Below are 12,392 nucleotides of genomic sequence, written 5' to 3' on the forward strand. Positions count from 1 at the left end.
CGAGCCCGAGCCCGAGCCCGCCTTGCCGACGCCCGCCCCGGCGGAACGAGCTGCCGTTGCGGCGACGCCGGCGCAGCCCTCCGCCGAGGCCGGTGCGAGCGAGCGGCCCCTGGCCGAGCGCCTCGCGGCGCTGCCCGTGGACGGCGAGTTCTACGAGGAGGACCTGGCCGCCCTCCGCGACCAGGACATCGAGGCGCTGGACGCCGCCCTGCGGCGCCTGCCCGTCGCCGGTGAGTACGCGCCCGACGAGATCGCCTACCTGGCCACGCTCCCCGCGGGCTCCCTGGCCGCGCTGGACCAGCGGCTGCGCGCCGCGCCGGTGGAGGAGGACTTCACCCCCGGTCAGGCCGTCATCATCGCCTCCCACCTGGACGTGGCGGGCGCAGAGCTGCCGCCCTCGATCCGCGGCCCCCTCACAGGCGACGAGTACACCTCGCTGGTGATCCACGCGGCCGTCGACGCCGGCAACGCATGAGAAGCACCCGTCAGCGGCCGTCGGATGGCTCGGCGGACGACGGTTCGTCCTCGTCGTCCGGTGCCGTGTAGGACATGAGGTCTCCGGGCTGGCAGTCCAGGACCCGACAGATGGCGTCGAGGGTGGAGAAGCGCACCGCCTTCGCGCGTCCGTTCTTGAGCACGGCGACGTTCGCGGGCGTGATGCCGATGGCGTCCGCGAAATCGCCGACGCTCATCCCGCGCTCAGCCAGCATGCGATCGATCGTCACGCGGATCGTCATCACACGACCTCGTCCAGCTCGGTGCGCAGGCGGATTGCGCTGCGCAGCAGGGAGCGCAGGACGAGCGTGACGCAGGCGATCGCGATGAGGGTCAGGCAGGTCATCGCCTGGAGGAGGGCCACGAAGGGACTTCCCGCCTGACCGTTGCTGATCACGACGAACGATGCGATGACCAGGGCTCCGGCACCGCCGAGGGCGGCGATGAGCACATCGACGCGGCGCAGGGACGGGCGTGTCAGCACCGCGCCGATGTAGACCCGCTGCACGAGCAGCGCGACCATGCCGAGGGCGGCGAGCCCGAGGACCGTGATGGCGATGGCGATGGTGAGCAGAGGGTCACGAAGGCCGGCGTACTCGGGAAGATCCCGGGCGACCTCTGCGGAGAGGCCTGGCAACAGGACGATCACCAGGAGGCCGACGAGCGCGAGCGCTGCCAGCAGGGTTTGCGTCGCGAGGACGAGGGCGAAGGGAGGGCGCGGAAGGTCGGGGATCATGCATCGAGTATCGATAGATATCTATCGACTGCCAATAGGTCATGCCTGCGTATCGAGGCTGTCCCCGATGTGTGGTGTCGCCGCCGGACTCGGCAGGGCCACCGGCAGCATCGCCAGCCAGATGCCCATCGCGGCGGCGACCAGCACCGGCCCGGTGTCGTTGACGGACCAGCCGATCCACACGCCCACCACGAGCGCCACCCGCACGGCGTAGGAGGCGGGGTGGGCGGCATCCAGCGCCGCCAGTCGGCGCAGGCCCAGGCGTCGCGGCATCAGGATCGCCACCGAGGCGAGGATCGCGAGGATCAGCACCACGCCCAGCCCGGGGTAGTCGATCCCCATCGACAGGTTCAGCGTGACCTTGTGGGTGATGACCCGCAGCAGCTCCCCGGAGAGCAGGTCGTCGATGAAGCGTCCCAGGTGGGTGCGGTCCTCGACGGGGCGCAGCCAGTCCAGGAACGACACCCCGAGCACCGCCAGGCCGCCGGCGACGGCCAGGGCGATCACGTGCCAGGGCCGCACCCGGATGCCGGAGACCAGCAGGGCCAGCAGTCCGAAGGCGGGCACCGTCGCCAGCATCGAGCCGAAGTCCGCACCCATCGAGGGGGTCACGCAGATCCCCGCCACCACGGCGCCGACCACGAGCGTCCAGATCACCCGGGCGCGCGGCGTGCGCACCACGGTGAACAGGCACAGCATCGTCATCAGCGCCGCGCCGAGCACCAGGCCGAACAGGTGGTTGGAGATGCCGTAGAAGCGGCCGCCGGAGATGGGCAGCGCCCCCATCGGGGAGGACAGCTGGAAGCGGGAGCCGGTCGCGGACTCCAGCAGCACCAGCCCCGTCACCAGCGCCGCCGAGACGCCGAGGGGCCCGTGCCGCCAGCGCCGCCACGGCCCCAGCAGCACGATCGCGCTCAGCACGGCGGCCCCCGCCCAGACCACGGCGGTCAGCGCCAGCACGGGATGCTCGGCGCGCCACCACGGCACTGCCGAGGCGTATAGCCCGGCGGGCGCGGCGAGCGGGGCGATGGTCGCGAGCGCCCGCGCCACCGAGGCCAGCCGCGGACGGCGCGCCAGGCGTGGCACCAGCAGCACCACCACGCCTGCCAGGCCCGGCAGCACCCAGCTGACCAGCGCCACGATCGTGCCCTCGTCCACCAGGGACGCGGCGAGGCTGCGGTCCAGGGCCAGCTGCTGCGGGTCCTCCTCGGCCACGCCCTGGAAGGGCTGCCCGGTGATCAGCCCCTCGGCCTCGGCGCCGTAGGAGGCGAGGATCGTCGGCAGGACGTCGGTGAGGGTCACGACCCCCGTCTGCTTGGTGGCGCCGCTGGTCAGGGCCGTCCCGGCGAATCCGGTGTCCATCACGACCTGCAGGCCGACGCTGCGGGAGGCGACGGCGCCGCTGCGCTCCATCTCGACCGGGTCCTCCGGGTCGGTGGCGGCGACGGAGGCGAGCAGGGTGCGAGGCAGCTCGGCGGCATGGCAGCCGCCGGCGGCGTCGAGGATCGTGCCGACGCGGGTGTCGAGGTCCTGCACGGCGGCGGCGCGGTCCGGGTCGTCGTGGGTGGGCAGGCCTCCGGCGTCGACGAGGACGATGTCGTCCCCGGTCAGGGCCTCCTCGAGGGCGGCGGTGTCCGGCGCGGTGGTGGCGTCGATCTCGGTGGTGGCGACGTCGAGCTGCTGCCACTGGTCGATCGCGGGGTTGGGGATGCCGGAGGAGGCGGGGGCCGTCTCGGCGAGGCCGCGGTAGCCGCTGCGCAGCGTCTCCATGCCCTGGCGCTTCGTGGACACCATCGTGGTGGAGGTGGTGTTCATGGCCGCCACGCCCGCGTGCTCGGCCAGGCACTGCAGCGCCGGGGTGTCCTCGGCGGAGATGTCCTCCCAGCTCAGGCCGGCGGTGGCGATGACCAGCCGCACCGGATCGGTGTGGGCGGTGTCCTCGGCGCGGGCCGGTGCGGCGGGGACCAGGAGGAGGGCGCCCAGGGTGCCGAGGGCCAGCAGCATGGCCGTGACGACGGCGGGGAGTCGGCGCAGGGAGGGCATGGATCGATCGTAAAGGCGGGGCCCGCTGGGCCGCGGCGGGGGCGGTGACCGCACGGTGAGGATCGTGCGGAGATCACGCCCGGGCGGCGGCTCGGGGGACGACGGGAGCGGCCGCATTGACCACCCGGGGCGGGGGCCATACGGTGCCCAGGACCCGCCCCGACCAGCCCGCCCCGGAGGCACCTTGACCCGCATCTACCGCCCCGTGCCCGCCCGGCGCCCCGAGAGGGCCGTGCGATGAGCGGGCTGCGCCTCGACGCCGCCGACCCGGCCCCGCCCTACGAGCAGATCCGCCGCGGCATCCGCCGCCAGATCAGCGAGGGCGTGCTGGAGGCGGGGGACCGGCTGCCCGCGATCCGGGCGCTCGCCGAGGAGCTGGGCCTCGCCCCCGGCACCGTCGCCCGCACTTACAAGGAGCTCGAGGAGGAGGGCTGGGTGACCACGCGCCGGGGCGCCGGCACCCGCGTCTCCCCGGAGGGCGTGCGTGCCGCGCGGACGGTGGAAGGCCCGCCGGGGTCGGCGACGCCGGTGGCGACCGAGCTGCGGGAGCTGCTCGCCGGACCGGTGCGGGAGGCCCGCTCGCAGGGGTACCGGGACGACGAGATCGCCGCCGCCCTGCGCCAGGTGCTGCGCGGCACTGATCCCGCGTGAGTCCGGGTGCCCTTGTGAGCCCGGGTGCCTTCGTGATCCTGTGCGCTGCGCGGAGGGCCTGGACATGACCGTCCCGGACCGCGGTGACGGGCCCTCACGGCCGGGTGCGGACGCTGGAACGGGACAGGTCGGTCTGTGGCTCCTCCCGCTCGGACCCGAGCACGACGCGGCGATCCTCGCTGGTCAGGATCCCGCACTGGCCCGAGAGATCAGCGGTGCACCGTGGACTCCCGCCACCCTCTCCGCCTTCCTCGGGCGCTGCGCCGGGTGGAGCACGGACGGCCCCCTGCGGGAGCTCGCCGCCCTGGACACCCGCACGGGTGTGCTGCTCGGCGGGGGAGGGATCGCCCGGCTCGGCCCGGGGATCGACCGCGGCGAGGCGACGCTCAGCTACTGGCTGCTGGCCGCCCATCGTGGCCGCGGGCTCGGGCACGTGGTGGCCGCAGCGCTCGTGGCCCTGGCCGCGCAGGACCCGCGAATCGACCGACTCGTGCTGCGCATCGCCCCGGACAACCCCGCCTCCCAGGCCGTGGCCCGCCAACTCGGAGCCGCGGCCACCGGCAGGGAGGAGCCCCACCCGGCAGGCGGTGGACGCCGCGCCCGCCGTTGGGAGCTGGCACTGCGGCGCTGACGCGGCCTCCGCCCCAGCCCCGACCTCAGCCGCAACCGGTCTCGGCGACTGAAGGTCCCGTTTTTCGTCGCAGCCCCGGTCGGCCTCGGCGCCCGGCGTCCCGACCCTTCGCGCCATCCGTACTCCTGCTCGGGGTGCCCTGTCCAGCAGACACACTCAGGCGACACGTCGCGTGCATAATGCAGGTCGCCTGCTCCTGGGCTGTTTCGGATGGACACGGCACGCGTTGCGCGGCCGGGGCGGCCCGGGAGGGTGCGGGCCGTGGCACGCTGAGCCCATGACCGCCGTGCCCGCTTTGTCCGATGCCCCCGCGATCCGCCTGATCCGCCCCACGACTGCGCTGATCCCCGCCTACCTCGACATCCTGGCCGAGATGCACGGCGGCCCGCTCGACGGCTCGGGCATCCACGGGGAGGCGACCGCGCCCCGGACCGAGGAGGAGGCCTGCGCCCTCATCGCGGAGCAGCGCGCCGCCGAGGAGCCCGGCACCGTGTTGCCCGAGGGCCTTGTGCCCTGCAGCTTCCGCTGGATCGTGCCCGCCGGGACAGGGCCGGAGGATGACCAGGTCACCGAGGGACGGCACGCGGACCCTGCCGCTGACGAACCCGGGGCCACGGTGACGGCCCCGCCGAACAGCCCCGTGCTGGGATTCCTCGCCATCCGGCACGTGCTGAACCGGTACCTCTTCGACCTCGGCGGGCACATCGGCTACTCGGTGCGTCCCTCCCAGCGCCGTCGCGGCGTCGCCCGCGCCGCGCTGCTGCAGGGCCTCGCCGAGAGCGCGGCCCTGGGCATCGACCCGGTGCTGGTGACCTGCGCGGAGGACAACGTGGGCTCCCGCGGCGTGCTCGAATCGGCCGGCGGGGCCTACGAGGAGGCCCGGGGCGGGGTCCGCCGCTACTGGTTCGGCGCCGGCCCCCGCCCCACCGGCCCCACCGCCTGAGCTGGACCGCGGCGGCCGGAGGGCCGCGCGCGCACTAGGCTCGGCTGTCATGCGGTACGGATTCCTCGGCCCCGAGACCACCTTCACCCACCAGGCGTTGCTGCAGGCGCTCGCGGAGGGTCCCGCCGGCGCGACCGACGCCGAGGTCGAGATCGTGCCCTTCGCCTCCGTGGCCACGGCCACCGCCGACCTCATCGCCGGGGACATCGACGCCCTGATGGCCCCCATCGAGAACTCGGTGGAGGGAGGCGTCTCCGGCACACTCGACGTGCTCGCCGCGACCGACGCGATCACCATCGTCGCCGAGCAGATCGTGCAGATCGGCTTCGTGCTGGCCGCGAAGGAGCCCACCGCGCTGGAGGACCTGACCGTGGTCTCCTCCCACCCGCACGCCCAGGCGCAGGTGCAGGGCTGGCTGCGCGCGCACGTCCCCGAGGCGGATGTCGCCGCCGCCTCCTCGACCGCGGCCGCCGCGCGGGACCTCGCCGCCATGGATGCGGACGAGGCGTACGGACGCGCCGCCGTCTGCTCGGCGCTCGCCGCCCGGCACTTCGGCCTGGAGGTGCTCGCCGAGGGCATCGAGGACGTGTCCGGCGCCCGCACCCGCTTCGTGCTGGTCGCCCGGGAGGGTCGCATCCCGGCCCGCACCGGCGCCGACAAGACCACCGTCGTGATCCACCTGCCGCACAACCGCTCCGGTGCGCTGCTGGAGGCCCTGGAGATGCTCCGTTCCAACGGGGTGAACATGTCGCGCATCGAGTCGCGGCCGATCGGGGACTTCCTGGGCCGGTACTCCTTCTCCATCGACATGGAGGGGCACCTGGAGGACCGTCGCGTCGCCGCGGCCCTGCGCTCCCTGCACCGCATGTGCCCGGTGGTGCACTACCTGGGCTCCTACCCGCGGGTCGACGGCACCCGTCCCGAGGTGCGGGAGGACTTCGAGGACGTCACCTACGACGAGGCGCACCGCTGGATCGAGGACCTCGGCGGGATGATCACACCGTCGTCGAGCGCGGGCTGACCGGCACCCGCAGCCGCAGCGCGCCCGCATCGACGCGGGCGATCATGTGGGTGGCCTCGATGTCCGTGTCGCCGTCGAGCTGCACGGGCTGCTCCTTGGTGGTGGCGACCTTCACCGAGGTGGTCTGGTAGCGCTCCATCGTGGAGAGCTGGGTGGCGAAGCGCGGCCGCTTCTGCGGCACCAGGCGCGGGTTCAGGATCTGCGTGACCACCTGGCTGAACCCGGCGGCGCCGCGCCAGCCGGCCACCATGATCTCGAGCTGGCCGTTGTCGACGGTCGCGTCCGGCATCAGCACCAGCCCGCCGGGCAGCTTGCCGACGTTGCCCAGCAGCACGGTGCGGGCGCGGTGGGCGTGCCGCACCCCGTCGCCCACGTCGACCACCACGTCCACCGAGCGGCCCAGGATGGTGCGGGCCCCGCCGAGCACGTAGGCCAGCCAGCCGATGCGCTTCTTCATCGTCGGGTCGGTGTGGCCGATCATCTCGGCGTCGGCCCCGAAACCGGCGATGACCAGGAAGATCTGCGGGGCGGCGGCCGAGGCGGAGGCGATGGTGTTGCCGGCCTGCAGCCAGCCGACGTCGACCATCCGGTCGCGGCCGGTGAGCGCCGCGGTCATCGCGGAGCCGGGGTCGTCCAGGGGGATGTCGACGTTGCGGGCCAGCAGGTTGCCGGTGCCCGAGGGGATGATGCCCATGCGGGTGTCGGTGCCCGCGAGGACCGAGGCGACCATGCGCACGGTGCCGTCGCCCCCGGCGGCCACCACCAGGTCGGCGCCCTCGGTGACGGCCTGGCGGGCCTGGCCCTGCCCGGCGTCCTCCACCGTGGTCTCGTAGAAGACCACCTCGGCCTCCTCGATCGCATCGACCACCTCGGTGATCTGCCTGCGGAACCGCTCGGCGTCGGCGAACTTCACGGGGTTCATCACCACCGCGACCTTGCCGAGGCGGGTGCCGTGCTCGCCGTCCTCCCGCGGGTTCTCCTCGTCCTCCGGCTCCTGCTCGGGTCGGCGCGACCCCTGGGTGAGGCTGCGCAGCGCCACCAGCTCGCTGCCGTGACGGCCGAGACGGACCAGCACGACCACCAGCAGGATCAGCACCAGCGCGCTGAGGACGACGGTGGCGATCGCGAGGGCCAGTCTCGGTTCCATGCGCGCCAGACTACCGAGGGGACCCGACGAACCGGATCCGCGTTGGGACGGGCGCCGTGGGGAATCGTCGTAGGTGGGGAGGAGCATCACGTCCCCGGCCCGGATATCGCCACGACAGCGACCGGGGCACCCCCGGTAGGCTGGGGCGATGATCGATCTGCGGCAACTGCGCGAGAACCCCGACCTGGTCCGTGACGCCCAGGAGGCCCGTCGCCGGGACACCTCCGTGGTGGATCAGGTCCTCGAGGCCGACCGCACCTGGCGCGAGTCCACCTCCGCCGCCGAGGCCGCCCGCGCCGAGCAGAAGACCCTCGGCAAGAGCGTCGCCCAGGCCCAGGGCGATGAGAAGCAGACCCTGCTGGCCGAGGCCAAGGAGCTCTCCGCCGCCGTGAAGCGCATGCAGGCCGAGGCCGAGGAGGCCCTGGCCCGCCGCGACGGCCTCCTGCGGGAGATCCCGAACATCGCCGAGGGCGCCCCCGCGGGTCTCGAGGAGGACTTCGAGGTGCGCGAGGTCGTGGGGGAGACCCCCTCCTTCGACCACCCGGTGAAGGACCACCTGGAGATCGCCGAGGGGCTGAAGGCGATCGACATGGCCCGCGGCGCGAAGGTCTCCGGCGCCCGCTTCTACTTCCTCACCGGCGTCGGCGCGCAGCTGGAGCTGGCGATCCTCAACGCCGCGATCGACCAGGCCACCGCGGCCGGCTTCACCCCGATGATCACCCCGACGCTGGTGCTGCCCGAGTCGATGGACGGCACCGGCTACCTCGGCGAGCACGCCAGCGAGGTCTACCACCTGGACAAGGGCGACGACCTCTACCTGGTCGGCACCAGCGAGGTGGCCCTGGCCAGCTACCACCGCGACGAGGTGCTCGACCTCTCCGATGGTCCGCTGCGCTACGCCGGCTGGAGCGCCTGCTACCGCCGCGAGGCCGGCAGCTACGGCAAGGACACCCGCGGCATCATCCGCGTCCACCAGTTCCACAAGGTCGAGATGTTCTCCTTCTGCAGCGTCGAGGACTCCTTCGCGGAGCACGAGCGGCTGCTGGGCTGGGAGCGGGAGATGATGGCCCGCATCGACGTGCCCTACCGCATCATCGACACCGCCGCCGGCGACCTCGGCACCAGCGCCGCCCGCAAGTTCGACTGCGAGGCGTGGATGCCCAGCCAGGAGACCTACCGCGAGCTCACCTCCACCTCGAACACCACCCAGTTCCAGGCCCGGCGGCTGAACATCCGCGAGCGCACCGAGGACGGCCTGCGCCCCGTCGCGACCCTCAACGGCACCCTCGGCACCACCCGCTTCATCGCCGCGATCCTCGAGAACCACCAGCAGCCCGACGGCTCCGTGGTCGTGCCCGAGGGCCTGCGCCCCTACCTCGGCGGCCGCGAGGTCTTCGAGGTCGTCGCCTGAGATGCCCTCCACCCCCGATCCCTCCGACCCGATCGACCCCGCCGGCCCGACCGACTCCGCCGGCGCGGCGCCCGCGCGCGGCGGCCGCTGGCGCCGCTGGCGCGAGGCCGCCCGCCATCGCCGGTTCACCCGGATGTCAGAGCGTCGCGGCAGACTGCGGTCCATGAGCACCACCCCGACCGCGCCCGCCCCCGTCATCGACCCCACCGCGGAGCGCCGCGCCGCCGTCGCCCGCCTCGCCGGACCGCTCGGCGCCCTGACCGGGCAGGAACTGCTGATCGGCCTGGACGTGGACGGCACCCTGGTGGACCACGACGGCACCATGTCCGCCCCGATGCGGGCCGCCCTGCAGCACGCCGCCGAGCAGCACACGGTCGTCATCGCGACGGGCCGCTCCATCGGCGCGACCCTGCCGATCGTGCGCGCCGCCGGCATCGAGCACGGCTACGCGGTGTGCTCCAACGGCGCCGTGACCCTGCAGATCGACGCGGACACCGAGCCCGGCCACCGGGTGATCGACACCCGCACCTTCCTGCCCGGGCACGCCCTGGCCACCCTGCGCGAGGTCGCCCCGGACGCCCACTACGCGGTGGAGACCGCGGGCGGCGAGTTCTACGCGACCACCGGCTTCCAGGACGCCAGCTTCGGTGTCGAGGCCATCGAGTCCGACCTCGAGGACCTGATGGCGCTCGAGGCGGTGCGCGTGGTGGTGCACGTCCCCGACCTCTCCCCGCAGGAGTTCTCGAAGATCGTCGCCGAGTCCGGCGTGCACGGCGTGGAGTACGCGATCGGCTGGACGGCCTGGCTGGACATGGCCGCCCCCGGCGTCTCCAAGGCCAGCGCCCTGGAGGTGGTGCGCGAGCGCCTCGGCATCGCCGCCGCGCACACGGTCACCGTGGGCGACGGCTTCAACGACGTGGAGATGCTGGGCTGGGCCGGCGTGGGCGTGGCGATGGGCCAGGCCCCGCAGGGCGTGAAGGACGTGGCCGACGAGGTCACGCTCTCCGTCTACGAGGACGGCACCGTCCTGGTGCTGGACGCGCTCGGCGCCTGACCTCCCCGGGCCCCGGTCCGATCCGCCCGACCCCTCCCGACCTGCGATGACGCATGTCGCGCAGGCCACGTCGGGAGGGGGTGGCGCCGCCCGGCGGCGGGAGTAGTGTTTCCGCTCGTGCTGCTCCGGATCCGGCGTCGAGGATCGGGTTCGCCGATCCGCGATCGACGCCCGAAGCCCGCTCGTACCCTGCTGGCCCTGCTCACCGGCGCCATCGTGCTGGGCACCGGCGCGCTGATGCTGCCGGCGGCCACCACCGGCCCCGGCGGCGCGGGGCTGATGGAGTCGCTGTTCACCGCGGTCTCGGCGCTGTGCGTGACCGGGCTGGTCGTGGTGGACACCCCCGTCTTCTGGTCGGGCTTCGGCCAGGTGGTGATCCTGCTGCTGATCCAGCTGGGCGGCTTCGGTGTGATGACCTTCGCCTCCGTCGTCGGCCTGACCGTGATCCGCCGCTTCTCCCTGACCACGAAGCTCACCGCCGCCGCCGAGGTGCGTTCCCTGGACCTCGAGGACGTCGGCTCGCTGGTGCGCGGCATCGTGAAGATCTCGCTGACCATCGAGGCGGTGGCCGCGGCGATCCTCACCCTGTGCTTCGCCCTGAACCACGGGGAGTCCTGGCCGCGGGCCGCCTGGCTCGGCGTGTTCCACGCCGTCTCCTCCTTCAACAACGCGGGCTTCGCGCTGTTCAGCGACAGCTTCATGTCGTACACCGACGACCCGGTGCTGCTGCTCACCGCGAGCGCCGCCACCATCCTGGGCGGCCTGGGCTTCCCGGTGCTGGTGCAGCTCGGCCGCCACCTCGGCACCCCGCGACTATGGACCATGAACACCCGCATCGTGGTGGCCGCGACCCCGGTGCTGCTGGTGCTCGGCACCGTGTACATCACGGCGCTGGAGTGGTCAAACCCGGCGACGCTCGGCGCGATGCCCCCGGCCGAGCGGATCCTCAACGGTTTCGTGCTGTCCGCGCAGACCCGCACCGCCGGCTTCAACAACGTCGACATCGGCGCGATGGACCCGGCGACCTGGCTGGGCATGGACATGCTGATGTTCATCGGCGGCGGCCCCGCCGGCACCGCGGGCGGGATCAAGGTGACCACCTTCGCGGTGCTCGCCTTCCTGATGCTCGCCGAGCTGCGCGGTGCCGGGGCCGTGACCGTCTTCGGCAAGCGCCTCTCGCGGGCCGTGCACCGCCAGGCGCTCACCGTGATCCTGCTGGCCGTGGGCCTGGTGGCCCTGTCCACCGTCACCCTGATGATCATGACCCCGATCGCCCTGGACGCCCTGCTGTTCGAGGTGGTCTCGGCGCTGGCCACGGTGGGCCTGTCCACCGGGATCACCGCGGAGCTGCCGGTGGCGGGGCAGCTGATCCTGGTGGTGCTGATGATCGTGGGCCGGCTCGGCCCGATCACGGTCGCCACCGCGCTGGCGCTGCAGTCGCGGCGCCCCCTCTACGACCTCCCCAAGGAAAGGCCGATCATTGGCTAAGCCATGGACGCAGAGCCCTCAGGGCCCGCAGAGCCCGCAGACCCGCACCCCCGGCCGGACCGGCCCGCGCGTCCGGCTGTTCGGCCGTGACGACCCCGCCCGCACCCCCTCCGCGCACTCGGTGGCGGTGATCGGCCTGGGCCGCTTCGGCCAGTCCCTCGCCCTGGAGCTGATGGCCGAGGACGTGCAGGTGCTCGGCATCGACGAGCGCGAGGAGGTGGTGCAGTCCCTGGACGGGCAGCTCACCCACGTGGTGCGCGCCGACGCCACCGACGAGGCGGTGCTGCGGCAGCTCTCGGTGCCGGACTGCGACCGGGTGGTGATCGCGATCGGCAGCGACATCGAGGCCAGCATCCTGGTGGCCTCCCTGCTGCTGCGCTTCGAGGTGGAGGGCATCTGGGCGAAGGCCGTCAGCGACGCCCACGGCCTCGTGCTGCAGCAGCTCGGGATCCCGCACGTGGTGTTCCCGGAGAAGGACATGGGCCGCAAGGTCGCCCACATGGTCTCCGGCAGCGTGCAGGACTACGTGGAGGTCGACAAGGGCTTCGCCGTGGTGCGCACCGCGGTGCCGCACCGCTTCGTGGGCCGGGCTCTGGGGGACAGCGGCATCCGCCGCGAGCACGGCGTCACCGTCAGCTCCGTGAAGCACGAGGGGCAGGAGTGGGAGCCCGCCACCGCGGACACGGTGCTCGCCGCGGGGGACACCCTGCTGGTCACGGGCCCCACCCGGCAGGCGGAGCGCTTCGGCCGGCTGGCCTGAGCGGCCCCGCGG

The 12,392-nt window shown here is 73.3% G+C and carries 12 protein-coding genes and 1 pseudogene; 9 read left to right on the forward strand and 4 right to left on the reverse strand.

Features of this window, described 5'->3' with window-relative positions; all coding sequences use genetic code 11:
• Positions 1-475 (forward strand): annotated as a pseudogene (locus OM98_RS15845) (glycosyltransferase); the annotation flags it as partial.
• 10 nt (positions 476-485) lie between these two features.
• Here OM98_RS15845 and OM98_RS05985 read toward each other — a convergent pair.
• Genes OM98_RS05985 through OM98_RS05995 form a run of 3 tightly spaced genes read right to left on the reverse strand, consistent with a single transcriptional unit; the run spans position 486 to position 3,274 of the window.
• A complete protein-coding gene (locus OM98_RS05985; protein WP_010533693.1) occupies positions 486-737 on the reverse strand; it encodes a helix-turn-helix domain-containing protein in 252 nt (83 codons plus the stop codon).
• Entirely contained in the window at positions 737-1,231 is a 495-nt protein-coding gene (locus OM98_RS05990) for a DUF2975 domain-containing protein (RefSeq protein WP_010533694.1), read from the reverse strand. Before OM98_RS05990 ends, OM98_RS05985 begins: the two co-directional genes overlap by 1 nt.
• A 39-nt stretch (positions 1,232-1,270) precedes the next feature.
• Entirely contained in the window at positions 1,271-3,274 is a 2,004-nt protein-coding gene (locus tag OM98_RS05995) for a hypothetical protein (protein WP_010533695.1), read from the reverse strand.
• 237 nt (positions 3,275-3,511) lie between these two features.
• Between OM98_RS05995 and OM98_RS06000 the strand changes: the two genes are divergently transcribed.
• The 4 genes from OM98_RS06000 to pheA all read left to right on the forward strand — a co-directional run bounded on the left by OM98_RS06000 (position 3,512) and on the right by pheA (position 6,520).
• Positions 3,512-3,925, forward strand: coding sequence for a GntR family transcriptional regulator (locus tag OM98_RS06000; RefSeq protein WP_010533696.1), 414 nt, complete (start codon positions 3,512-3,514; stop codon positions 3,923-3,925).
• A 64-nt stretch (positions 3,926-3,989) separates the two neighbouring features.
• A complete protein-coding gene (locus OM98_RS06005) occupies positions 3,990-4,556 on the forward strand; it encodes a GNAT family N-acetyltransferase (protein WP_010533697.1) in 567 nt (188 codons plus the stop codon).
• Between the two features lie 277 nt (positions 4,557-4,833).
• Positions 4,834-5,499: a GNAT family N-acetyltransferase gene (locus OM98_RS06010; RefSeq protein ID WP_010533698.1), complete on the forward strand. Its 666-nt coding sequence runs from the start codon at positions 4,834-4,836 to the stop codon at positions 5,497-5,499.
• 49 nt (positions 5,500-5,548) lie between these two features.
• The gene (pheA, locus tag OM98_RS06015) at positions 5,549-6,520 is read left to right on the forward strand and encodes a prephenate dehydratase (RefSeq protein WP_010533699.1); all 972 of its coding nucleotides are present in this window, start codon (positions 5,549-5,551) and stop codon (positions 6,518-6,520) included.
• On the opposite strand, the gene OM98_RS06020 is transcribed toward pheA, so the two are convergent.
• A complete protein-coding gene (locus OM98_RS06020) occupies positions 6,495-7,667 on the reverse strand; it encodes a diacylglycerol/lipid kinase family protein (RefSeq protein WP_010533700.1) in 1,173 nt (390 codons plus the stop codon). The two genes, pheA and OM98_RS06020, sit on opposite strands and share 26 nt — an antisense overlap.
• A 148-nt stretch (positions 7,668-7,815) precedes the next feature.
• On the opposite strand from OM98_RS06020, the gene serS reads away from it, so the two are divergent.
• The 4 genes from serS (at position 7,816) to OM98_RS06040 (ending at position 12,380) form a co-directional block, all read left to right on the forward strand.
• Positions 7,816-9,078: a serine--tRNA ligase gene (gene serS, locus OM98_RS06025; protein WP_010533701.1), complete on the forward strand. Its 1,263-nt coding sequence runs from the start codon at positions 7,816-7,818 to the stop codon at positions 9,076-9,078.
• Between the two features lie 163 nt (positions 9,079-9,241).
• Positions 9,242-10,132 (forward strand): HAD family hydrolase, encoded by an 891-nt coding sequence (locus tag OM98_RS06030; protein ID WP_033195052.1) that lies wholly within the window; start codon positions 9,242-9,244, stop codon positions 10,130-10,132.
• A 117-nt stretch (positions 10,133-10,249) separates the two neighbouring features.
• Positions 10,250-11,620 carry a TrkH family potassium uptake protein gene (locus OM98_RS06035; protein ID WP_010533703.1) on the forward strand — a complete coding sequence of 457 codons (1,371 nt, stop codon included), beginning with the start codon at positions 10,250-10,252 and terminating at the stop codon, positions 11,618-11,620.
• The gene (locus OM98_RS06040; RefSeq protein ID WP_010533704.1) at positions 11,613-12,380 is read left to right on the forward strand and encodes an NAD-binding protein; all 768 of its coding nucleotides are present in this window, start codon (positions 11,613-11,615) and stop codon (positions 12,378-12,380) included. Before OM98_RS06035 ends, OM98_RS06040 begins: the two co-directional genes overlap by 8 nt.
• Positions 12,381-12,392: the final 12 nt, after the last annotated feature.

Origin of the sequence: Brachybacterium squillarum M-6-3 (assembly GCF_000225825.1) — a bacterium.
In the GTDB taxonomy this organism is placed as follows: Bacteria; Actinomycetota; Actinomycetes; order Actinomycetales; family Dermabacteraceae; genus Brachybacterium; species Brachybacterium squillarum.